Source organism: Streptomyces cynarae (genome assembly GCF_025642135.1).
In the GTDB taxonomy this organism is placed as follows: domain Bacteria; phylum Actinomycetota; class Actinomycetes; order Streptomycetales; family Streptomycetaceae; genus Streptomyces; species Streptomyces cynarae.
This window is the reverse complement of record NZ_CP106793.1, coordinates 2687403-2708755: the sequence shown is the minus strand read 5'-3', so window position 1 is coordinate 2708755 and position 21353 is coordinate 2687403. Positions and strand designations below refer to the sequence as shown.

At 71.7% G+C, this 21353-nt stretch carries 20 protein-coding genes and 1 pseudogene; 13 read left to right on the top strand and 8 right to left on the bottom strand.

The genetic code is table 11. The features are described 5' to 3' along the window. Positions 1 to 76 precede the first annotated feature (76 nt). Positions 77 to 442, bottom strand: a complete 366-nt coding sequence (locus tag N8I84_RS12650; RefSeq protein ID WP_263229618.1) for an ArsR/SmtB family transcription factor — start codon at positions 440 to 442, stop codon at positions 77 to 79. A gap of 123 nt (positions 443 to 565) precedes the next feature. Between N8I84_RS12650 and N8I84_RS12645 the strand changes: the two genes are divergently transcribed. The 9 genes from N8I84_RS12645 (at position 566) to N8I84_RS12605 (ending at position 9296) form a co-directional block, all read left to right on the top strand. Next, on the top strand, positions 566 to 2026 hold the full coding sequence (locus tag N8I84_RS12645; protein ID WP_263229617.1) for an MFS transporter: 1461 nt from the start codon (positions 566 to 568) through the stop codon (positions 2024 to 2026). A 32-nt stretch (positions 2027 to 2058) separates the two neighbouring features. Then, entirely contained in the window at positions 2059 to 2982 is a 924-nt protein-coding gene (locus N8I84_RS12640) for a zinc-binding dehydrogenase (protein WP_263229615.1), read from the top strand. A gap of 84 nt (positions 2983 to 3066) precedes the next feature. Beyond that, positions 3067 to 3555: a cupin domain-containing protein gene (locus N8I84_RS12635; RefSeq protein ID WP_263229614.1), complete on the top strand. Its 489-nt coding sequence runs from the start codon at positions 3067 to 3069 to the stop codon at positions 3553 to 3555. Positions 3556 to 3588: 33 nt separating this feature from the next. After that, positions 3589 to 4353, top strand: a complete 765-nt coding sequence (locus N8I84_RS12630) for an SDR family oxidoreductase (RefSeq protein WP_263229613.1) — start codon at positions 3589 to 3591, stop codon at positions 4351 to 4353. A gap of 35 nt (positions 4354 to 4388) precedes the next feature. Beyond that, on the top strand, positions 4389 to 5384 hold the full coding sequence (locus tag N8I84_RS12625) for a quinone oxidoreductase family protein (protein WP_263229612.1): 996 nt from the start codon (positions 4389 to 4391) through the stop codon (positions 5382 to 5384). A gap of 245 nt (positions 5385 to 5629) precedes the next feature. Beyond that, positions 5630 to 6811 carry an acyltransferase family protein gene (locus N8I84_RS12620; protein WP_263229611.1) on the top strand — a complete coding sequence of 394 codons (1182 nt, stop codon included), beginning with the start codon at positions 5630 to 5632 and terminating at the stop codon, positions 6809 to 6811. A gap of 381 nt (positions 6812 to 7192) precedes the next feature. Next, complete coding sequence (locus tag N8I84_RS12615) at positions 7193 to 7465, top strand: type II toxin-antitoxin system Phd/YefM family antitoxin (protein WP_263229610.1); 273 nt, start codon at positions 7193 to 7195, stop codon at positions 7463 to 7465. Next, complete coding sequence (locus N8I84_RS12610; protein WP_263229609.1) at positions 7462 to 7725, top strand: Txe/YoeB family addiction module toxin; 264 nt, start codon at positions 7462 to 7464, stop codon at positions 7723 to 7725. Before N8I84_RS12615 ends, N8I84_RS12610 begins: the two co-directional genes overlap by 4 nt. A gap of 158 nt (positions 7726 to 7883) precedes the next feature. Then, positions 7884 to 9296, top strand: a complete 1413-nt coding sequence (locus N8I84_RS12605) for an RtcB family protein (RefSeq protein WP_263229608.1) — start codon at positions 7884 to 7886, stop codon at positions 9294 to 9296. A gap of 45 nt (positions 9297 to 9341) precedes the next feature. Here the strand turns inward: N8I84_RS12605 and N8I84_RS12600 are convergent, their stop codons facing one another. The 6 genes from N8I84_RS12600 to N8I84_RS12575 all read right to left on the bottom strand — a co-directional run bounded on the left by N8I84_RS12600 (position 9342) and on the right by N8I84_RS12575 (position 15020). Next, positions 9342 to 9797, bottom strand: coding sequence for an archease (locus N8I84_RS12600; protein ID WP_200417762.1), 456 nt, complete (start codon positions 9795 to 9797; stop codon positions 9342 to 9344). Between the two features lie 122 nt (positions 9798 to 9919). Beyond that, positions 9920 to 11533, bottom strand: a complete 1614-nt coding sequence (locus N8I84_RS12595; RefSeq protein ID WP_263229607.1) for an MFS transporter — start codon at positions 11531 to 11533, stop codon at positions 9920 to 9922. Between the two features lie 66 nt (positions 11534 to 11599). Beyond that, positions 11600 to 13003 (bottom strand): alpha/beta hydrolase, encoded by a 1404-nt coding sequence (locus tag N8I84_RS12590; RefSeq protein WP_263229606.1) that lies wholly within the window; start codon positions 13001 to 13003, stop codon positions 11600 to 11602. Between the two features lie 192 nt (positions 13004 to 13195). Beyond that, positions 13196 to 14023, bottom strand: coding sequence for a PaaX family transcriptional regulator (locus N8I84_RS12585; RefSeq protein ID WP_263234743.1), 828 nt, complete (start codon positions 14021 to 14023; stop codon positions 13196 to 13198). Between the two features lie 61 nt (positions 14024 to 14084). Then, positions 14085 to 14450, bottom strand: a complete 366-nt coding sequence (locus N8I84_RS12580) for a MazG-like family protein (RefSeq protein ID WP_263229605.1) — start codon at positions 14448 to 14450, stop codon at positions 14085 to 14087. Positions 14451 to 14474: 24 nt separating this feature from the next. Then, a complete protein-coding gene (locus N8I84_RS12575) occupies positions 14475 to 15020 on the bottom strand; it encodes a DoxX family protein (protein WP_263229604.1) in 546 nt (181 codons plus the stop codon). A 164-nt stretch (positions 15021 to 15184) separates the two neighbouring features. Here N8I84_RS12575 and N8I84_RS12570 point away from each other — a divergent pair, with 164 nt between their 5' ends. Both N8I84_RS12570 and N8I84_RS12565 read left to right on the top strand, forming a co-directional pair. Further along, a complete protein-coding gene (locus N8I84_RS12570; protein WP_263229603.1) occupies positions 15185 to 16180 on the top strand; it encodes an aldo/keto reductase in 996 nt (331 codons plus the stop codon). A 275-nt stretch (positions 16181 to 16455) separates the two neighbouring features. Then, positions 16456 to 17784, top strand: coding sequence for a D-alanyl-D-alanine carboxypeptidase family protein (locus N8I84_RS12565; RefSeq protein ID WP_263229602.1), 1329 nt, complete (start codon positions 16456 to 16458; stop codon positions 17782 to 17784). Between the two features lie 118 nt (positions 17785 to 17902). Here N8I84_RS12565 and N8I84_RS12560 read toward each other — a convergent pair. Beyond that, positions 17903 to 18662: pseudogene (locus tag N8I84_RS12560) on the bottom strand (SDR family oxidoreductase). A gap of 100 nt (positions 18663 to 18762) precedes the next feature. Here N8I84_RS12560 and N8I84_RS12555 point away from each other — a divergent pair. Further along, positions 18763 to 20133 (top strand): multidrug effflux MFS transporter, encoded by a 1371-nt coding sequence (locus tag N8I84_RS12555; RefSeq protein WP_263229601.1) that lies wholly within the window; start codon positions 18763 to 18765, stop codon positions 20131 to 20133. Continuing rightward, the gene (locus tag N8I84_RS12550; RefSeq protein WP_263234742.1) at positions 20130 to 21299 is read left to right on the top strand and encodes a serine hydrolase domain-containing protein; all 1170 of its coding nucleotides are present in this window, start codon (positions 20130 to 20132) and stop codon (positions 21297 to 21299) included. The genes N8I84_RS12555 and N8I84_RS12550 overlap by 4 nt, the downstream gene beginning before the upstream one ends. Positions 21300 to 21353: the final 54 nt, after the last annotated feature.

Sequence of the window (21353 nt, the reverse complement as noted above, 5' to 3'; positions counted from 1 at the left end):
GGCGCCCCTGAGGGGCGGGGGGACTGCCGTGACCGGCCACAACGGACCCGCAGCCCGACGGCCAATCTCGAAGCGCCTAATGGGCGTTCACCCGCTCGCGCCGCGCAGCCCGCACCGGGACCGGCTCGGCCGGGGCCGCCAGCACCGCGTCCAGCAGCCCCGGAAAGCGCGCGTCCAACTCCTCGCGGCGCAGCCTCAGGATCCGGTGCGATCCCTGCACCCGGGTCCGGGTGATCCCCGACTCGCGCAGGATCCGCTGATGGTGGGACATCGTCGACTTGCTCAGTTCGAGACCGGCGTCCTGCCCCAGCCGGGTGCAGGACACGCCGTCCGTCGCGGCCACGGCACGGACCATCGCGAGACGGGCCGGGTCGGCGAGCGCGGCGAGCACCTTGGACAGGGGCAGGTCCTCGACCGCCGGGTGGAAGACCTCATCACTCATGCGGGCCAGCCTAGTTCACCGTTGCGCAGAGTTCTACATCCATCGTACTCTTCGATAACCATCGCACAGTTCGATGATTATCGACCTCTTCGAAGTATTTGAAACTTCCGCTCTGGAGGCACCGTGACCACCCCAGACCCGCGCCGATGGCTGATGCTTCCGGTCATCCTGTCGGCGACCTTCATGTACGGGTTCGACCTCAACGTCATCAACGTCGCCATCCCCTCGCTCCAGCACGACCTGAACGCGAACGAGGCCACGCTGGAACTGATCGTGGGCGGCTACTCGTTCACGTACGCAGCAGGCCTCGTCCTCGGCGGCCGGCTCGGCGACCTGCTCAGCCACCGGCGGATGTTCCTGATCGGCATGGCGAGCTTCACCCTCGCCTCCGTGCTGTGCGGACTCGCCCAGAGCCCCGGCGAACTGGTGGCCGCGCGGCTGCTGCAGGGACTCACCGCGGCCGCGATGGTCCCGCAGGTCCTCGCCCTGATCACCTCGGTCTTCCCCGGGGAGGAGCGCATGCGCGCGCTGTCCTGGTTCGGCGTGGTCGCCGGTCTCGCCGGCGTCTGCGGTCAGGTCCTCGGCGGGCTGCTCCTCAGCGCGGACGTGTTCGGGCTGGGCTGGCGGGTCATCTTCTTCCTCAACCTGCCCGTCGGCGTGGTCGTCGTCGCCTTCGCCCTGCGGCTGCTGCCCCAGGCCGACACCGGACGGCGCCCCGGCCTCGACCCGCTCGGCGTGGTCGGCGTCTCCGGAGCGCTCGCCCTCGCCCTGGTCCCGATGGTCCTCGGCCGCGGTCAGCACTGGCCGCTGTGGACCTGGATCTCGCTCGCCGCCTCCGTGCCCGTGGGCATCGCCGCGATCCTGTGGGAGCGCCGGCTCGGCGGACGCGGCGGCGACCCGCTGCTCGACCTGGCCCTGTTCCGCAACCGCGGCTTCAGCCTCGGGCTCGGTGTCAACGTCGCCTTCATGGCCTCCTTCACCAGCGGCATCTTCGTACTGAGCCTTCTCCTGCAGTCCGGCCTCGGCCTCAGCGCCCTGCAGGCGGGCCTCGCCTTCGGGCCGATGGCCGTGCTCGGCATGGCGGGACCGGTGGCGGGCCGGCGCCTCGTGCCCAAGATCGGCGCCCGGGGAGCGATGCTGCTCGGCTGCGCGATCACCGCCGTGGGCATGGTGTTCATCGGTACGGCGCTGCAGGCTCTGGGCGGCGACATCAACGTGGCCTGGCTGGTCATCGGCCTAGCGCTGCTCGGCTTCGGCAACACGCTGGTGCTGCCGCTGCTGATCGGGGCCACCCTCGGCGGGGTGCGGCCGCAGCAGGCGGGCGTCGCCTCCGGCATGCTGAACACGACCCAGCAGTTCGCGGGTACAGCGGGCCTCGCCGTGCTCGGCACCGTGTTCTTCTCCGTGCTCGGCTCGCACACCGGACGCGCGGACTTCGCCTCCGCGGCGGAGACCGTCGTCTGGATCAACCTCGCGCTGATCGCCGTGATGGCCGGGCTGACCGCGCTGCTGACCCGGCCCGCGGCCAAGCCCGCCGCCGCGGCGGACAGCTCGCCGACGGTCGCCGCGGAGGCGTCGGCCTGAGCACCGTAGACAGTGACGAGAGAAGGGCGCGGATGCGCGGCTTCATCACCGACAGTACGGCACGGGCAGGTCTCCGGCTCGCCGACGACCTGCCCGAACCGCAGCCCGGACCAGGGGAGTTCCTCCTCGACGTACGCGCCTACGCCGTCAACCCCGGCGAGACCAAACTTTTCGAGGAGCGGCCCGACGGCTGGCGCCCCGGACAGGACGTCGCCGGCGTCGTGCTGCGACCGGCGGCGGACGGCAGCGGTCCGCCGGCCGGCGCCCGGGTGGTGGCCCGGGTCGACTGGGAGGGCTGGGCGGAGCGGGTCGCCGTGCCCGTGCACCGCTCGGCCGTGCTGGACGAGCGGGTCGCCCACGAACAGGCCGCGACCCTGCCCATCGCCGGCCTCACGGCGCTGCGCGCGCTACGGGTCGGCGGGGCGGTTCTCGGGCGCCGGGTCCTGGTCACCGGGGCCACCGGCGGGGTCGGCCAGTTCGCCGTCCAGCTCGCCGCCATGTCAGGGGCGACGGTCACCGCCCACGTCAGCGGCGAAGAACGGGCGGCGGAAGCAAGGAAGTTGGGCGCCCACCAGGTCGTCACGTGCCTGCGCGACCCGGCCCTCGGTCCCTTCCACCTCATCCTCGACGGCGTCGCCGGCCCCCTGCTCACCGACGCCGTACGCCTGCTCGTCCCCGACGGTATCGCGGTCGTCTACGGCGGCCACAACGGTCCGACCGAACTGCGCCTCAAGGACTTCGCGATGCGCGGCCACAACGCCAGGATCCAGGGGTTCATCAGCGAACACCCCGAGGAGACCAAGGGCGAGGACCTCGCGCTCCTCGTCTCCCTCGTCGCCGACGGCCGCCTGCGCCCGGTGATCGGCAGGATCGACGACTGGTGCCGTACACCGGATGTCTTCGAGGCGTGGGCGAATCGGGAGTTCAGGGGCAAGGCGGTGCTGCTGCGCACCTGACCGCCGGGATTCGAGGCGGACTCCAGCGGCTGGGCACACCCTCGTGACGAAACCCGAGAGGGCGCCGGAACAGGGGAGTTGAGCATGACCATCAGGCCAGGCAAGGTGATCGTGCGCGATGAGGTCGAGCCGGTCCGGTGGACCGTGGAGGAGGGGCGCGTCCTGCTCCGCTCCGCGGACACCGGCGGGCTGTTCTCCTTCTTCGAGCTGACCACGCCGCCGGGCGGCGGCCCGCCGCTGCATCTGCACGACGGCCTGGACGAAACGTTCTACGTCATCGAGGGCGCGTACGACATCCAGCTGGGCGACCGCATCCACGAAGCCCGCCCCGGCACCCTGCTCTACGGCCCGCGCGGCATCGGCCACGGCTTCCGCAACATCAGCGACGGCCCGAGCCGGATGCTCTGCATCTCCACCCCGGGCGGCACCGAGGCCATGTTCGAGGGCCTCGCCGAGCTGCTCGGCCGGGGCACGCCCCCCGACCGGGCGGCGATCGAGGCGCTCGTCGCCCGGCACGACGTCACCTACCTGGGCCGCCCCGGCGAAGCGCTCACCGGCGTGCGCGCCGGCTGACCCCACACAAGTCCCGTAGAACAGGACCCGTTGATGAGCCAGTTGACGAGCAACGACGACCTCAAGACCCTGCCCCCGGGCACCGTCGCCCTGGTCACGGGCGCCAACAAGGGCATCGGCTTCCAGACCGCCCGCAAGCTCGGCTCGCTCGGCGCGACCGTGCTGGTGGGGGCCCGCGACCGGGAACGCGGCGCCACCGCGGCGGCCGCCCTCGGCGCCGAGGGCATCGACGCCCACGCCCTCCGCCTCGACGTCACCGACCAGGACAGCGTGAAGGCCGCCGCCGACCGGATCCGGCAGACCTTCGGCAAACTCGACATCCTCGTCAACAATGCGGGCGTCCTGCTCGACCACGGCATACCGGTCGTCGAGGTCACGGTCGCCCTGCTGCGCGACACCTACGAGACCAACGTCTTCGGCGCCGTCGCCGTCACCTCCGCCATGGTCCCGCTGCTGCGCCTCTCCGGCCGGGCCAGGATCGTCAACATCTCCAGCAGCCTCGGTTCCCTCGGCGTCAACTCGGCCGAGCCCGAGCGTCTCGCGCCCTTCCAGATGCTGGCATACAACTCGTCGAAGGCCGCCCTCAACGCCCTCACTCTCATGTACGCCCAGGCGCTGAAGACCGACGGCATCAAGGTCAACGCCGCCGAGCCCGGCTACGTCGCCACGGACCTCAACGGACACCAGGGCGTCGGGACCGCCGAGGAGGCCGCCGTGACCGTCACCCGCCTCGCCGTCCTCGGCGACGACGGGCCCACCGCCACCTTCCAGTCCGAGACCAGCCACATTCCCTGGTGAACCGGGTGACCCGTCCCCTCGTGAGGAGCAAGCACATGCGTGCCGTCCCGATCGCCCGCTACGGCGCACCCGACGTCCTGCAGGTGACCCACGCCGACGTCCCCGAGCCCGGTCCGGGACAGGTGCTGATCGCCGCCGAGGCCGTCAGCGTGGGCTTCGCCCAGACCCAGATGCGCCGCGACTGTTTCCCCGCACCGATGTGGAAGCCGACGCTCCCGGTGGTCCTGGGCGGCGACGTGGTCGGCAGGGTCGAGGCCGTGGGTCCGCAGGTCGAGCACGTCAAGGCCGGCGACCGGGTCGGCGCTTTTCTGATGCAGGGCGCGTACGCCGAGTACGCGGTGGCCGACGCCGCGACCCTGGTGCCAGTGCCCGAAGGGCTCGACGCCGCGGCGGCGACGGTGCTGCCGGGCGCGGGGCCCATCGCGGTGGGCACGCTCGCGACCGGGCGGCTGGGGGCGGGGGAGACCGTCCTGGTGCACGCGGCCGCAGGCGGAATCGGTCATCTGTCCGTGCAGCTGGCCAAGTTGGCGGGCGCGGGCCGGGTGATCGCGACCGCGAGCTCCCCGGCCAAACTGGACTTCGCCCGTTCCCTCGGCGCCGACGCGGTGGTCGACTACACCCGCCCCGGGTGGACCGAGGAGGTCGCGACCGCCGCCGGCGGGCGGGGCGTCGACCTGATCCTGGACAGCGTCGGCGGTGACGTCCTGCTCGCGGGGATCGGCCTGCTCGCGCCCGGCGGGCGGCTCGTCTTCTACGGCTCCGCAGGCGGCGGCACGGAGGTGCCGAAGGTGCCGGTGCTGGACCTGATCGGCCTGAAGTTCGTGACCGGCTTCTCCCTCTCGGCCTGGCAGCGCCTGCACCCGCAGCAGTACTCCGACGGCCTCGCCGAGCTGACGGACCATCTGATGTCGGGCCGCCTCAAGGCCGCCGTACACGCCCGTCTTCCGCTCGTCGAGGCGGCCAAGGGCCACGAGATCATCGAGTCCCGGGCCCACCAGGGCCGCGTGGTGCTGCTGCCCCGCACCGCCTGAGAACCACCACCCGAAAGCCGATCGGCGGGGGCCTTCCGCCGCAGCCCCGGCCACGTATGCCCCGGCCACGTATCGGCCTCTCGGAGACTCATCGAACGGGCCCTGTTCACCGGGGGCCGGGACACGCGGTCTTCAGCGGGCGCTCATCCGGAGTGCGCAACGCCACATGATTCAAGGCGACTTCAAGCCATCGGCAGCACTATTGCCGATGCCTCCCGTATCCACCTCCTTGGAGTTGATGCCTCATGGCACGCCCCCAGACCCGCTCCGGCAGTCCGCAGGCCGGCGCGCGCCCCGCCTGGCTGCCCGGCCTGAACGGCATGCGGCTCGTCGCAGCCACCCTGGTGTTCACCTTCCACTTCGCCTTCCAGTTCCCCTTCCACGACAAGTGGGCCGCCGACACCTACATGACGCTCTTCCACAGGACGGGGCCCATAGGGGTGGGCTTCTTCTTCGTGCTGAGCGGGTTCATCCTCACGCTGATCGCCAAGCCCGGTGAGCCGGCGCGCAGGTTCTGGCGCCGCCGGGCCGTCAAGGTGGTGCCCAACCACGTGGTCGCCTGGCTGATCGCCGCGATCCTGATGGTCTGGCTCGGCGTCTCCATACGCTGGCAGAGCGCGGTGCCGAACCTGTTCCTGATCCACTCCTGGTTCCCGAGCTCCGACACGTTCTTCAGCATGGACTTCGTGAGCTGGTCGCTGTCCGCGGAGGTCTTCTTCTACGCCTGCTTCCCGCTCTTCCGCCGGGCCGTCGCGGCCATCCAGCCCGAGCGCCTGTGGTGGTGGGCCGCCGGCCTGGTCGCGGCGACCTGGGCGATCCCGTTCGTTGCCGAGCTGCTGCCCGCGAAGCCGATGTACTTCACCATCCCGACCTACCGGGTCTGGTTCATCCAGATGGCGCCGCCCGTGCGCGCCCTGGAGTTCGTCCTCGGCATGGTGATGGCCCGCATCGTCATGACCGGCAAGTGGATCAGGCTGCCGCTGTGGGCGGCCATGACACTGCTCTTCGGCGGCTACCTCCTCGCCTCGAACATCGCGGAGCCGTGGAGTTTCGTGGCGGCGACGAGCGGACCGATCGCCCTGGTCGTCGCGGCGGGGGCCACCGCGGACATCGAGGGGACCTGGTCGCCGTTCCGCAGCCGGGTGTTCGTCAGGGGCGGCGAGCTCTCCTTCGCCTTCTACCTGCTGCACTGGCTGGTGCTCAACTTCGGCCATGTGGCGCTCGGTGCCACGAAATCGTGGGGCACGGCCGAGGCGGTCGGTCTCGGCCTGTTCGCCTTCGCGTTGTCGTGGGGTCTGGCCTGGCTGCTGAACAGGTGCGTGGAGGAGCCGTTGATGCGCAGGTTCGCCCGGCCCAGGGCCAAGTCAGAGCCGGCGGCCGTACTCGACACCGCCGAGGAGCAGCCCATCGCTCCCGTCGCGGGGTGACCCCGTGACCGTCGACGTCCTCCTCTCCCGCTACGGCAGCCCCGAGGCCTCGGTCGCCGGGCTGCTGTGCGACCGGCACCCGGGTACGCGACGGCGTTCACCTCCCTCCGCGAGGGCCTCTCGTCGCACGATTTGACGTACGGCCAACTCGGCGACATTGCGGAGTTGGCCGTACGTCTCGGTGCGGCGGGAGCCGGCCCCGGGGAGTCCGGACTCCGTCCGAGGGCCGCTGAGCGGTGCCTGCACCTGCAGACACTGGAAGGGCGCGTTCGCCGTCAGGCGTTCGCGCTTCGCGGCTGCCCGTACTCGTGTGAAAGCAGTACGTACTTCCGTACCAGTCAGGTACGATTTTCCGTACCGGTTCAAGAGAGGAAGGGTGCCATGGCCTTCACTGCGAGCGAGGCGCGCAAGGAGCTCTTTCCCCTGATCAAGAAGGTCAACGACGACCACGCGCCCGTACGCATCCACTCCAAGCACGGCGACGCCATACTCATGTCTGCCGAGGACTACGACGCCTGGCAGGAGACCATCTACCTCCTGCGATCGCCGGCCAACGCACGCCGTCTCATGGAGGCTGTCGCCCGCGACCGTGCGGGCCAGACAGGAATCACCAAGAGCCTTGACGACCTCCAAGAGCTGGCCGGTGAGGAGTGAGGGACGTCAACTTCGACCCGGGCGCCTGGGACGACTTCCAGTACTGGCTGGAGACCGACCGAAAGATGGTGCGTCGCGTCGTTCGTCTCATCGGCGAGATCCAACGCGATCCCTTCAACGGCATCGGCAAGCCCGAGCCGCTCAAAGGAGACCTCTCCGGCTACTGGTCGCGACGCGTTGATGACGAACACCGCCTCGTCTACCGAGTCGATGACAAAGAAGTCAAGATCCTCAAGGCTCGCTATCACTACGCTGACTAGAGTCGGCTGAGGCGAGCCCTGAGGGCCTGGGCGAAGGGATGACCGACACTGCCGACCGCGGGAGTCACCCCGCCCCCGCGCGGAACTCGGAAGGCAGCGGGTCCGCTGCGGTGGTCTACCCGAGGCGACCCGCGCCGCACGCACCGCAGGAGACCACCATGGAACTCCTGGAAGAAGCACCCCACCGCTTCCGCATCGAACGACACGGCGACATGCGCGTCCCGGGCGTCGTCTTCGCCTCCCGCGCCCTGCTCAGCGACGCCCAGCAGGCGCTGGGGCAGGTCGTCAACGTGGCCACGCTGCCCGGCATCGTCGGCGCCTCGTACGCCATGCCCGACATCCACTGGGGCTACGGCTTTCCCATCGGCGGGGTCGCGGCGACCGACGTCGACGACGGGGGCGTCGTGTCGCCGGGAGGGGTCGGGTTCGACATCTCCTGTGGGGTGCGGTTGCTGGCCGCCGACTGTGATCGCGCCCAGCTCGCCTCCGCCATGGACGCGGTCATGGACGGGCTCGACCGGGCCATCCCGCGTGGCGCGGGGCCCGGTGGTGTGTGGCGGCCGAGCCGGGCCGGGGAGCTGGAGCGCGTGCTGGAGGGCGGAGCCCGTTATGCCGTGGAGCAGGGGCATGGTGAAGAACGGGATCTTGCACGGTGTGAGGATGGGGGAGCGGTCCGTGACGCCGATGTCGGGCAAGTCGGCGGACGGGCCCGTGAGCGGGGGCTCGGGCAGGTGGGCAGCCTGGGATCGGCCAACCACTTCCTCGAGGTGCAGCAGGTCGCCGAGGTGTACGACCAGGCGGCCGCCGGCGCCTTCGGGATCGCCCGCGGCCAGGTGACCGTCATGATCCACTGTGGGTCGCGCGGGCTCGGGCATCAGATCTGTACCGATCATGTGCGGGCGATGGACCGGGCCATGACCCGGTACGGCATCGCCGTGCCCGATCGGCAGCTGGCCTGCACCCCGGTCGCCTCGCCGGAGGGGCAGGCGTATCTGGGTGCCATGGCAGCCGCCGCCAATTACGGGCGCGCCAACCGCCAGCTCCTCACCGAAGCCGCCCGTCGGGTCTTCCGCCGCGCCGCCGACGTCCGGTTGTCCCTCGTGTACGACGTGTCGCACAACCTCGCCAAGCTCGAGACCCATGACGTGGCCGGGCGGCGGCGTCGGCTGTGCGTGCACCGCAAGGGCGCCACTCGGGCGTTTCCGCCCGGGCATCCCGAGCTTCCCGAGGACCTTCGCGAGCAGGGGCAGCCCGTGTTGATCCCCGGGACCATGGGAACGGCCTCGTACGTCCTGGCGGGTGTGCCCGGCGGAGGTGCCTTCTTCTCCACCTGCCACGGTGCGGGGCGCCGGATGAGCCGCCACCAGGCCGCCCGTTCCATCACCGGCAGGGAGCTGCGGGCCAGGCTCGAGCGGGACGGTATCGCCGCGCGTCCGCTCTCCTGGCGCGGCCTGACCGAGGAGGCCCCTGAGGCGTACAAGGACGTCGGCGAGGTCGTGGCGGCGAGTGAGAGTGCCGGACTGTGCCGTGTCGTCGCCCGCCTGGTGCCGCTCGGGGTGGTCAAGGGCTGAGCCCATGAAGCCCACAAACCCATGACCCCGCAGGACGACGGCTGCTCACACGTCCACGATCGCCGTGCACGACCAGCCGTACGGGTCCGGGCCCATGTGCAGGCCGTGCCACGACACGCCCTTCGGTACGGCGCCGGTGATCTCCACGTCCGACAGGCCGGTGACCGTCAGCCGCACCTCGAGCCCGTCGTCGTCGGACTCGGCCTCCACGTCCACGGGCACCTGGCCGTGGACCTCCAGCCGGTAGACGACCTCCTCCAGGAGCGCGGCCAGCAGATCGTCGTCGTCGTTCTCGGCCAGTCTTACGCGCTCCACGGCGGTGGGACGTGCCGTGGACAGGTCCGCGAAGCAGTCCACGAGGCCGGTCGCCGCCTCCGCCAGGCAGCTCTCCCGGCTCACTCCCCACGCCTCGATCCGTACATCGGCGGTGTGCGGCACCGTCCGGTGGCCGCTCGAACCCTGCCGACGCATCGACCTGTCGTCGTCCGTGTCGCCGACCATGTCCATCGTGTGCCCCCTTGGGACACAGTCAATCGGCTTTCGCCGCGTCGCTCTGCTGCCGACGCGAGGCCCGGGGATGCTGGAGCAGCCCCATGGCCTCGCGACAACACCCGTCGCCCGCCTCACCCCGTGGCGAGCACCGCACGTTCCTTCCCGTCCCCCTCCGGCTCCGCCGCGCTCTCCTCCGCCGTACGCCCCCGCAGTGCCGTCACCACCAGCAGTGCCGAGAACAGGGCCGCCGAACCGCACACCACGAACCCGATCGAGTAGCCGTGGCCGAGCGCGTCCAGGGCGTAGGAGCGGGCCGCGCCCGGCGGCGACCCCGCAGGCACCGAGTTGAGGGCGAGCGGGCCGCCCTCCTTCAGTACCTCGTGTGCCGCCGCCTTCGACTCCGCGCTCAGCGAGGACGAGGTCGCAAGCGCGGAGGTCACCCGGGACGCGGCCTGGCTCAGAGCAACCGCGCCGATGACGGCCGGGCCCAGCGTGAAGCCGAAGTCGCGCAGCAGGTTGGTGGCCGCGCTCGCCATGCCCGCGAGCGGCACCGGGACCGTGTTGACGGCGGTCGCGGTGATCGACGACACCGTGAAGGCGAAGCCGATGCCGACCAGGCCCAGCGGCACGATCAGGGAGGTCAGGTTCTCGTCTCCCACGTCCAGCCCCGCCGCCAGGAAGTCGCCCGCCGCGATCAGCGCCAGGCCGGCGGTGAGCAGCGCCCGGGCCGGGAGCCGGTGCAGCAGCCGCGAGGTCAGCGGAGTGAGGACCGGCGTGATGGCGTTGAGCAGCAGGAACGCGAACGCCGTACGCATCGGGCTCTGGTGCTGGATCGGGCCGAGCCGGATGCTCGCCGCGTAGGCCGTGCCCAGGAAGCTGAACATGCCCACGACCGCGACGACCGAGGCGATCGCGAAGGAGCGGTTGCGGAACAGGTCCAGACGGAGCAACGGCGACCGGGCTCGGCTCTCGGCGTAGACGAACAGGGCGATGAACACCGCCGCGATCACGAACGCCACGACAACCGGGGTGGACCCCCAGCCGTCCGTCGGTCCCTGGATGACCGCGTACAGCAGTGCGAACAGGCCGACGCCGATGGTGATCTGGCCGCCGACGTCGAGTGAGCGGCCCTCCGGCGCCCTGGAGTCGGTGGCCAGCCACAGGCTCACCAGCGCGCTGATCGCGGCAAGTACCGCGACCACCACGAACGCCGAGCGCCACGAGCCGTACGTCCCCGTGATGCCGCCGAGCAGCGGGGCGAGGAAGCCGCCCGCGGACAGGCTGGAGGCCCATACGGCGATGGCTCGTGCCCGCTGGGGGCCGGTGTGCGTGCCGGCGGCGATCATGGCGAGCGAGGTGGGGAAGAGTGCGGCGGCGCCCAGGCCGGCCAGCGCTTGTCCCACCCACAGCTGGTGGATGCCGGAGGCGCTCGCGGCGACGATCTCACCCGCGCACAGCAGCGCGGCGCCGCCGACCAGGAGCCGTTTGCGGCCGAAGAGGTCGCCGAGAACACCGAAGGACAGTTCGAGAACGGCGACGGGCAGCAGGAACGCGTCCGAGATCCAGGTCAGCTGGGAGCCGACGGGGTGGAGGTGTTCCTGGAACAGGCCGTTGAGCGTGGCCGGCATGGCGAGGCCGATCTGGGCCAGGCAGACGGCGAGACAGCCGGCGACGAGCGTGCCGATCGGGAGCGACGCACGCGGAGGAGCCGATGCGGAGGTCGGAGGAGTGGAGGTGTCGGACATGAGCGGGTCCCAACGTCAGTGGTGGGTGCGGTGCGGGGCGCGAGGGCGGCTGGCGGCTGCCGTACGTCAGGGCTGCGTGGGGTATGAGGGGCGGTCCCGGCCGACCGTCAGGCGTGCCGGTCGGTACGTGACGTACGCCGCCCCGTCCAGACCGAGCGCCGTGGCCGACCGCTGGAGCACCCCCGGCGTCGCCGCGTCGTCCCAGTGGCCGGTGGTGACGCGGTGTTCCAGTGCGTGCAGGGCGGCCACCGTCTCGGCGGTGGTGAACGCGCAGTGGCCCTGGCGCTGGACGTAGGCCTGCCGAAGCAGCGCCCCGTCACCGGCTGCGCGCACCCGGTCGCCGAACCGTCGCTCCTGCTCAACCGGGACCAGGTTGTCGGCGACGGTGTGCACGTCCAGCAACGGCACGCCCAGGCCCTGGCCGGCGGAGGACGTGCGCTGGGCGGTGCGTAGGGCGGCCGGGTCGGCGGTGATCGCGGCGCCCGCCGTCAGGGACCTCAGGTCGGCGCGCAGGTCCAGGCCGGCCGCCTGGTACAGGGCCCGGACCTGCTGGGCGTGCACGGAACCGGCCAGCAGACGGGTGTAGTCGACGCCCTTGTTCCAGGAGTTGTTGCCGCCGACGGACTGCTCGATCGCGTACCGGCCCCCCTCCACGAAGGAGAGGATGCCTTGCGCGAACCACGCGTACTGCTGCTTCTCCTGCCCCGCCCAGTCGCTCGGCGCGGGGGCGCTCTCGCCGGGCGCCCACGCGGGCAGGTTCAGGAAGGCGGCGGCCAGCGCGATCCGGGCCCGGCCCTGCGGGGTGGCCTGGGCGGCGGTGACGGCGTCGGTGAGCTTCTTCGCGGTGGCGGCCGCGTCGGCGGCCGACCCGAAGAGGACCAGGCCGACGTCCTGCCCGGGCAGGAGCAGCCGGGCGATCGTGTACTCGGCGTCGAGCTGGTAGTCGTCCAGGTCGGTACCGCCCGCGACCAGGCCGCACAGTCCGAGCGCGCCGTCGACGCGGCCGGCGCCGTCACGGGCGATCTGCGCGTTGACGAGCCCGCCCATGGACTGGCCGACGGACAGCGTGCGCCGCGGTGTGCCGATCTTCGCCGTGACCGCGTCGAGCGTGGCGAACTGGTCGCGTTCCGCGCTGTTCAGGGCCCACATCGAACCATGGGGGTCGTACGACGACCCGGCCATCGCATAGCCCTCGGCGAGCAGCTCGGTGCGTACGGCGTCGGAGGGGGCGTCCTGGGCGACGGTGGGGCCGAAGCCGTGGCTGAACAGGAGGAGGGTGCCGTTCCAGCGGGCGGGGACGTCCGCGATCCAGGTGGCGCCGTCGGCGAGGGTGCCGGTGAGATGGGCGGCCCCCGAGTCCGCCTGGGCGGCCGGGGCGGGGAGCGTGGTCAGGGCCGCGGACGCCACCGTGGCCAGGGCGGCGAGGGCGATGCGGAGTCGGGTACGGGGACGAGTGCGGGCGGCGCGCATGCGTCGGCTCCTGTCTGGCGGCTCGGGGGCAGGGACCGTGCGATTGCTCTAAGGCTCGAAGGAAGGCTCGAAGGCCCGATTGCTCAGTGCACTGAACGTCAGGGAATGTAGGGCTGATTTCTTGCGGGAGTCAATGGAGTGCACAACATCACTTCGCGACGCCGCGGCCGGGGTCACGAGCCCGAAGGGCCGCTACTCAGCCGGAATCGACTCGATCAGCCGCCGTGCTGCGTCCCTGGCCGGCGCGTCCAGCAGGCCGTGGACCGCCCGGAACGTCTCCTCCGCGCCGACCGCGGGCCAGTCGGCCGGCAGATGCCGTACGGGCAGCCGAGGGTCGCTGCGGATCACCTGCAGCCACTCGGAGGTCAGCCGCAACCGCAGTGCGAGGGCGTCCTCCGCGGTGATGTCCGTGCGGCCCGACGCGAACGGCCGCCAGGCCGCCTCGAACTCCCGGTAGCGGGCGGCCAGTTCGTCCAGGTCCCAGGTCTCGTCGATCATTCCGGCGATGTCCGTGCCGGTGTCCGCCCGGGCCCGGAAGACCTTCACATGCGCCGCGAGCCCGAGCTCGGCGACGATCGCGGAGACATCGACCTCGCCGGGCGCGATCCACAGCCCGCTGAACAGCGCCCCGAACCCCGCCCAGGTCAGCTGCGACCGCAGATCGTGCCGCTGGCGCTGCCAGGACTCCGGGAGCGAGAAGCCGAGGAGGGTCCAGGTGCCGTCCCAGTCCCGGTTGACCGCGCCCGTCTTCCAGATGCGCCGCTCCCCGTCGCGCAGGATCGCCTCCGAGCGGTCGGTCAGGCCGACGTACGTGCGGCGGCCCTCACGGCGGCGAGACAGCAGTCCGCGGGCGACCATGCGGGTGAGGGTGGACCGGGTGGCCTGCTCGCCCACCCCGGCGCGCCGGAACACCTCGATGACGCTCCCCGTGTACACGCACACCCCCCGGCCCAGCACCTCGTCACCGAGGAAGCTGAGCAGCAGGGACTGGGGGCGCAGGGCCGGGGTGGTCACGCGGATACAGTACGAGGCCGTGTCATTCCTGACACACCTTCAGTCCTCCATGTGTTCGTGGAGCAACTCAGGACGAGGAGCCCAGCGAGCGTGCCCTGACCCCGTCCAGGTGCGCCGTGAACACCTCGCGCGCCTCAGGCGTCAGGGTGCGCAGCGCCACCAGCGCGGTGATCACCACGTCGCACAGCTCCGCCTGTACGTCCTCCCAGCTGTGCGACGTGCCCTTGCGCGGGTTCTGGCCCGTCGCGCCGATCACCGCCTGCGCGACCTCGCCGACCTCCTCCGACAGCTTCAGCACGCGCAGCAGCCGCTCGTCGGCGCCGTCGTGCACACGGTTCGCGTCCAGCCATGTGTGCAGCCGGTCGATCGACTCCCAGAGGTCCGGCTTCGAGTCCGATTTCAAGAGGTCCGCGGACGTCACCTGTTCGGTCATCCCGGCAGACTGCCATGGAAACGGTCACTCCTCGAAGAGCGCGTCCTGCTCGCCCTCCGACTTCTGCCGCAGCCGCTTGGCCCGCGCCCCGACCACCAACGCCGTCCCCGCCGCCGTCGCCGCGAACGCCGCCGGGACCATCCAGTCGCGGTTGAAGGCGTGACCGGACAACGCGTCCAGGGAGAGCCGGCCCGGTCCCGTGACCGCCAGGCTCGCCGCCGTCAGGCCGAGGGACACCGGGTATTCGAGACCGCCGCCCTGGGCGAAGAAGCCCTGCGGGGCGAGCACGGCAGCCGCCCCCGCCATCCCGCCGGCCACCGCGGCGCCCGCCGCCGGTGTCGCGAGGCCCAGCGCCATCAGCGTGCCGCCGCCCGCCTCCACCAGCCCGGAGACCAGCGCGTTCTGCTTCCCGGGCCGATAGCCGACGGACTCCATCCACTGCCCGGTGCCCTCGAGCCCGCCCCCGCCGAACCAGCCGAACAGCTTCTGCGCGCCGTGCGCCGCCAGCACCGCGCCGGTCCCCAGCCTGAGCAGGAGCAGCCCCACGTCACGTCGGTCGAAACAAGTCATGGTCACTCCCTGGCAGGCAACAGGAACAATCCCCTCCGCGTTCCCACCGTCCCACCCGTCACACCGGCCGACCCGTTCACGACGCCGTTCGGGTGGCGAAAGGCGCGACCGCATCCGAGAAAGGGCTTGCCCTCGCGTGCACTCCAACTCCTACGGTCACCGGCATGGAGAGCATCGAGCACGTCAGGACCCTGGGAAGAAGCGGTATCCGGGTCAGCGCCCTCGGCTTCGGCTGCTGGGCCATCGGAGGTGAGTGGGCGTCCCTCGACGGACAGCCCCTGGGCTGGGGGAAGGTCGATGACGAGGAGTCCGTACGGGCCGTACGACGCGCCCTCGACCTCGGTGTCACCTTCTTCGACACGGCCGACGCCTACGGCACCGGCCACAGCGAGCGCGTCCTCGCGCGCGCCCTCGGCAAACGGCGCGCCGACGTGGTCGTCGCCACCAAGTGGGGCAACCTCATCGACGAGGAACGCCGGCTGCTCACCGGCAGCGACGACTCACCGGCGTACGCCCGCCGCGCACTGACCGCCTCCCTGCGCCGCCTCGACACCGATTACATCGACCTCTATCAGCTGCACCTGTCCGACGCGGACCCCGAGCGAGCGGCCGAACTCCGCGAGACCTGCGAGGAGTTCGTACGGGAAGGGCTCATCCGCGCGTACGCGTGGAGCACCGACGACCCGGTCCGCGCCGCCGTGTTCGCCGAAGGGGAGCACTGTGCGGCCGTCCAGCACCGCCTGAACATCCTTCAGGACGCTCCCGAACTCCTCGCCCTGTGCGAGGGGTCGAACCTCGCGAGCATCAACCGCAGCCCCCTCGCCATGGGCCTGCTGACCGGCAAGCACACCCCCGGGCGCGCCCTGGAGGCCGGCGACATCCGCAACGCGCCGCCCGCGTGGCTGCCGGGCTTCACCGAGGGCGGCGGCGCGGACGCCGAGTGGCTGCGGCGCGTCGAAGCGCTCCGGGACGTCCTCACCAGCGGCGGCCGTACGCTCGCCCAGGGCGCCCTCGCCTGGATCTGGGCCCGCAGCCCGCTCACCGTCCCCATCCCGGGCTTCCGCTCGGTCGCCCAGGCCGAGGAGAACGCCGGCGCGCTCGCGAAGGGGCCGCTCACCGCCGCGCAACTGGCCGAGGTGGAGCGGATCCTGGGGCGGTGAGCGCACTTGGACGGTCGCCCGTCGTGGGCGCGGCACAGGCCGGGGAGAAACCGTCGAGGGTCCCTGAGTAAGAAATGCGTGAGGGCTGAGAAAGACGCCCGGGGCCAGGTTTTCGCAAGACGGCGCATTTTCGGCCGTTGACGGTGGGTTGCCGGGAAACTCCTGGTGAGTGGTGTGGTCTGCGCCACCGGTGTTTCCCGGACATGGCCCGGACTTTGCCGTGCCTTTAACACCCTGGTGCGTGTCGCAGGGGATTGGCTTTGTACGGTCCCGGGGTGCGTTTTTCCTCTTCGCTTTCCCCGTGCGACGCGCGGCTGCCGCGGCGCGCCGTGTTCGGGCTCGCTGCCGCCGCGCCGCTGGCTCTGGCCGCGCCCGCGCCCGCGTCCGCCTCCGGGGCCCCGGTCATCGGTGGCGAACGGCTGGGCCTGGCCGGAGTCCAGGTGCAGGGGGGCGCCCCGCTGCCGAAGAAGCTCACCGCCCGCGCCTGGCTCGTCGCCGACCACGACAGCGGTGAGGTGCTCGCCGCGTGCGACGCGCACCGGCGGCTCGCCCCCGCCTCCACGCTGAAGATGCTGTTCGCGGACACCGTGCTGGGGAAGTTCGAGCGGAACCAGACCCACACGGTGACCGACGCCGACCTCGCGGACATCCCCGAAGGGTCCAGCCTCGTCGGGATCAAGCCCGGAATCACGTACACCGTCGAACAGTTGTGGCTCGGTGTCTTCCTGCGCTCCGGCAACGACGCGGTCCATGTCCTCAGTCATATGAACGGCGGGATCGCGAAGACCGTCGCCGAGATGCAGGCCCGGGCCGAGGACATGCAAGCCCTCGACACCCATGTGATGAGCCCCGACGGCTTCGACCACCCCGGGCAGCTCTCCTCCGCGTACGACCTGACGCTGTTCGCCCGCCACGGCCTCAGGAACGGCGACTTCCGCGGCTACTGCTCGACCCGCCTCGCGAACTTCCCGGCGGGTGGGAAGAAGACCTTCCAGATCCAGAACACCGACCGCCTGCTGACCGGTGCCTGGGGTCTCGGCGCCTACAAGGGCCTCATCGGCGTCAAGAACGGGTACACCAGCGACGCGGGCAACACCTTCACCGGCGCCGCCACGCGCGGCGGGCGCACCCTCCTCGTGACCGTCATGCACCCCGAGCCCGGCGGCAACGGCGTCTACCAGGAGACCGCCGCCCTGCTCGACTGGGGCTTCGCACACGCCGGGAAGGTCCAGCCCGTGGGCACCCTGGCGGAGCCCCTCAGCGAGGGCGGGGCGAAGGGGGCGCCCGCGCCGGGGAAGCAGGCGTCGGCTCATGGGGCGGGCGCCGCGGGGAACGGTGGTTCGTCGTGGGGGCTGATCGGCGGGGCCGGGGGAGTGGCGGCGCTGCTGGCGGCGGGGTCTACGCGCTGCGTGGGCGCGGGCGCGGGCGGCGCAGAGCCGCGGAGGACGGCCGTCACCGGCGTTGATCCGGGGCGAAGCTCGGGCAGCCGTTCCGCGGTCCGGCGCGTACCCCGCGGTCCCACGCGAGGTCCCCCCCTGCCGGACCACGGAACGGCTGCCACCCCCCTTGGTGTGGCCTACGGAATCCCAGTGCTCCAAATGTGAAGCTCTGGTGTAGATGTGCCCAGCGTAAGCCCGTCACAGGCCCAGATGGTGCGGAGTCTTCAATTCCGTTTGTGGAAGTTGAGTTGTCGACAAACCGCCGTCCCGGGCCCCGGGCCCGTCAGCCGCGGCCCACGTACGGCATCGTCGTCGCCAAGCACCGTCGCGAACTGCACGTTCGCCTCCAACGGCAGCTCCGCCATGTGCCGCACGGTGCGCGCCACGTCCGTCACGTCCATCACGGGCTCCACCGCCACCTCCCCGTTCGCCTGGAGGACTCCGCCCCGCATGCGCGCGGTCATGTCGGTCGCCGCATTGCCGATGTCGATCTGGCCCACCGCGATCCGGTACGGACGCCCGTCCAGGGACAGCGACTTGGTCAGTCCGGTCAGGGCGTGCTTGGTCGCCGTGTAGGCCACCGAGTGCGGGCGGGGCGTGTGCGCGGAGACGGAGCCGTTGTTGATGATCCGGCCGCCCTGCGGATCCTGCTCCTTCATCTGCCGGTACGCCGCCTGCGCGCACAGGAACGCGCCGTTGAGATTGGTGTCCACGACATGCCTCCAGGCGTCGTACGACAGCTCCTCGACCGGGACGCCACCGGGGCCGAACGTGCCCGCGTTGTTGAACAGCAGGTCGAGCCGCCCGAACCGGTCACGCACGGCAGCGAACAGGGCCTCGACCTCCTGCGGCCGTGACACGTCGGTCCGTACGGCGAGCGTGTCGCCCCCGGGCACGAGCGCGGCCGTCTCCTCGAGCGTCTCCACGCGCCGCCCCGCGAGCGCCACCGACCAGCCCGCGCCCAGCAACTCCACGGCGACCGCGCGCCCGATCCCCGAACCGGCGCCGGTCACCACGGCGATCCTCTTCTCCCTGTTCGTCATGGGCTCGCAGCGTAGGCGTGTCCGCCCCTCGGTACGCCATCCCGTCCAACCGGTGGGAGCTGAGAACATAAGGGGCGGACCGTATGACGAGGAGGACCACATGCTCGAGCGTGGACGTACCACGCACGACAGGAAGCAGCCGGAAAGCCGCATAACCGAGCCGGAGACGGCACCGTCCGGCGCCCCATCGCACGCCCGGGGCGCCGGCCGGCGCCGTACCGGCCTGCTGGTCACCTTCCTCCTCGGCGCCCTCACCGCCACGCCCCCGCTCGCCATGGACATGTACCTCCCGTCCCTGCCGGAGGTCACCAGGTCCCTGCACGCGCCCGCCGCGACCGTGCAGCTCACCCTCACCGGCTGCCTCGCCGGCATGGCGCTCGGCCAGCTGCTGGTCGGCCCGATGAGTGACAAGTGGGGGCGCCGCCGCCCGCTGCTCACGGGCCTCGTCGTCTACGTCCTCGCCACCGCGCTGTGCGCCCTCGCCCCCTCGGTGGAGGCGCTGGTCGCCTTCCGCCTGGTGCAGGGGCTCGCGGGCGCGGCCGGGATCGTGATCGCCCGGGCAGTCGTCCGCGACCTGTACGACGGCGTCGCCATGGCCCGGTTCTTCTCCACGCTTATGCTGATCTCCGGGGTGGCGCCGATCGTCGCGCCGCTGATCGGCGGCCAGATCCTGCGCGTCACGGACTGGCGGGGCGTGTTCGTGGTCCTCACGCTCGTCGGCATCGCGCTCACCGCGCTCGTGTGGGTGCGGCTGCCCGAGACGCTCGAGCCGGCCGGCCGGCACGGGGGCGGGGGAGTGGGCGCCGCCCTGCGCTCCATGGGGACCCTGCTCGCCGACCGCGTCTTCACCGGCTACACCATCGCGGGCGGTTTCGCCTTCGCCGCGCTGTTCGCGTACGTCTCCGCGTCCCCGTTCGTGATCCAGGAGATCTACGGCGCCTCCCCCCAGACCTTCAGCCTGCTGTTCGGCCTCAATTCGGTCGGCCTTGTCGTCGCCGGACAGGTCAACGGCAAGATCCTGGTCGGTCGCGTCAGCCTCGACAAGGTCCTGGCGGTCGGCCTCACGGTCGTCACCCTCGCCGCGACCGCGCTGCTGCTGATGGCGACGGGCGCCCTCGGCGAGGTCGGCCTGGCACCGGTCGCCGCCGCCCTGTTCGTGCTGATGTCCGCGATGGGCATCACCCTGCCGAACACGCAGGCACTCGCCTTGATGCGCACCCGCCACCACGCCGGTTCCGCGTCCGCGCTCCTCGGCACCACCTCGTTCCTCATCGGCGCGGTCGCCTCGCCGCTCGTCGGGGTCGCCGGCGAGGACACCGCCGTCCCGATGGCCGTCGTCCAACTGGCGGCCGCACTGGTGGCGGTCGCCTGCTTCGTGGCACTGTGCCGTCCCTGGACCGCACGCGCGGGCGCGGAGGGCGGGGGCACCCCCAGCTCGAGCGCAGCCGAGAACGTGGGGGAGGAGAACTGAGCGCACCGAGACTGCGTGTCGACACCCCGGAGAAGGCCGGGCTCGACGCGGAGCAACTGCGTCTTCTCGTACGCGAGGTCCACGCCGCCGTCGAAGGGGAGCGCCCCTGGGCGGCCGGCGCCGTGGTGGTCGCCGGGCGCGGACCGGTGGTCGCCGTGGAGGAGGCGGTGGGCTGGGCGGTCCGCTACGCCGCCTACGACGAGCAGGCCGACCGGGGTGTGGAGCTGCCGCCGCAGGAGCGGGTGCCGATGACCGTGGACACGCCCTTCGACCTGGCTTCCCTGACCAAGCTGTTCACGGCGGTCGCCGCGGTGCAGCAACTGGAGCGGGGCACGCTCGGCATCGATGCGCGCGTGGGGGCGTACCTGCCGGAGTTCCGGGCGGTGGCGCACGCGGGGATCACCGTACGGCAGTTGCTCACCCACACCTCCGGGCTGCGGCCAGAACTGCCGCTGTACGACTGCGCGTCGCAGGAGGAGCGGCTCGCGCTGCTGCGGGCGGAGGCGCCGGTGGGCGAGCCCGGCACGTCGTACTGCTACTCGGACCTGAACCCGCTGCTACTGCAGTACGTTCTGGAGCGCGTCACCGGCCGCAGCCTCGACGTGCTCTTCCGCGACGGGATCACCCGGCCGCTGGGGATGGCCGCGACGGGCTTCGGCCCGTGCCCCCACGCGGCGGCGACGGAGGACCAGCGGCGACCGTGGGCCAAGGCGGACAGGGGGATGGTGCGGGGCAGCGTCCACGACGAGAACGCGTGGGCGCTCGGCGGGGTGGCCGGGCACGCGGGCCTCTTTTCGACGGGGCGGGACCTGGCGGTGTTCTGCCGCACACTGCTGGCCGGCGGCTCGTACGGGACGGCGCGCATCCTGGGTCCCGACTTCGTCGAGCTGATGCTGACCCCGCCGGGGCTGGGCTTCGCGGTGGACCAGCCGTGGTTCATGGGGGAGCTGGCGGGTCGGGGGGCGGCGGGCCACACCGGCTTCACGGGCACCTCACTGGTGCTGGACCCGGCGACGGACACGTTCCTGGTGCTGCTGGCGAACACCGTGCATCCGCGCCGCCGGGCGCCGGACAACGGGCCTCGGGCACGGGCGGGGGATCGGCTGGCTCGGGCGGTACGGGGAGTGAGCGGTGATCCCGGGAGCGACGGGCGCTCTGTCAAGTGAGCGGTGCTCTTGGGGATGACGGGGGCTCCGTCGAGTGAGCGGTGCTCTTGGGGA

What these genes read in the sequence shown, in the direction of transcription:
- N8I84_RS12650 (WP_263229618.1), bottom strand. Translation starts at nt 442, where the DNA reads ATGAGTGATGAGGTCTTCCACCCGGCGGTCGAGGACCTGCCCCTGTCC.
- N8I84_RS12640 (WP_263229615.1), top strand. Translation starts at nt 2,059, where the DNA reads ATGCGCGGCTTCATCACCGACAGTACGGCACGGGCAGGTCTCCGGCTC.
- N8I84_RS12635 (WP_263229614.1), top strand. Translation starts at nt 3,067, where the DNA reads ATGACCATCAGGCCAGGCAAGGTGATCGTGCGCGATGAGGTCGAGCCG.
- N8I84_RS12630 (WP_263229613.1), top strand. Translation starts at nt 3,589, where the DNA reads ATGAGCCAGTTGACGAGCAACGACGACCTCAAGACCCTGCCCCCGGGC.
- N8I84_RS12625 (WP_263229612.1), top strand. Translation starts at nt 4,389, where the DNA reads ATGCGTGCCGTCCCGATCGCCCGCTACGGCGCACCCGACGTCCTGCAG.
- N8I84_RS12620 (WP_263229611.1), top strand. Translation starts at nt 5,630, where the DNA reads ATGGCACGCCCCCAGACCCGCTCCGGCAGTCCGCAGGCCGGCGCGCGC.
- N8I84_RS12615 (WP_263229610.1), top strand. Translation starts at nt 7,193, where the DNA reads ATGGCCTTCACTGCGAGCGAGGCGCGCAAGGAGCTCTTTCCCCTGATC.
- N8I84_RS12605 (WP_263229608.1), top strand. Translation starts at nt 7,884, where the DNA reads ATGGAACTCCTGGAAGAAGCACCCCACCGCTTCCGCATCGAACGACAC.
- N8I84_RS12600 (WP_200417762.1), bottom strand. Translation starts at nt 9,797, where the DNA reads ATGGTCGGCGACACGGACGACGACAGGTCGATGCGTCGGCAGGGTTCG.
- N8I84_RS12595 (WP_263229607.1), bottom strand. Translation starts at nt 11,533, where the DNA reads ATGTCCGACACCTCCACTCCTCCGACCTCCGCATCGGCTCCTCCGCGT.
- N8I84_RS12590 (WP_263229606.1), bottom strand. Translation starts at nt 13,003, where the DNA reads ATGCGCGCCGCCCGCACTCGTCCCCGTACCCGACTCCGCATCGCCCTC.
- N8I84_RS12580 (WP_263229605.1), bottom strand. Translation starts at nt 14,450, where the DNA reads ATGACCGAACAGGTGACGTCCGCGGACCTCTTGAAATCGGACTCGAAG.
- N8I84_RS12575 (WP_263229604.1), bottom strand. Translation starts at nt 15,020, where the DNA reads ATGACTTGTTTCGACCGACGTGACGTGGGGCTGCTCCTGCTCAGGCTG.
- N8I84_RS12570 (WP_263229603.1), top strand. Translation starts at nt 15,185, where the DNA reads ATGGAGAGCATCGAGCACGTCAGGACCCTGGGAAGAAGCGGTATCCGG.
- N8I84_RS12555 (WP_263229601.1), top strand. Translation starts at nt 18,763, where the DNA reads ATGCTCGAGCGTGGACGTACCACGCACGACAGGAAGCAGCCGGAAAGC.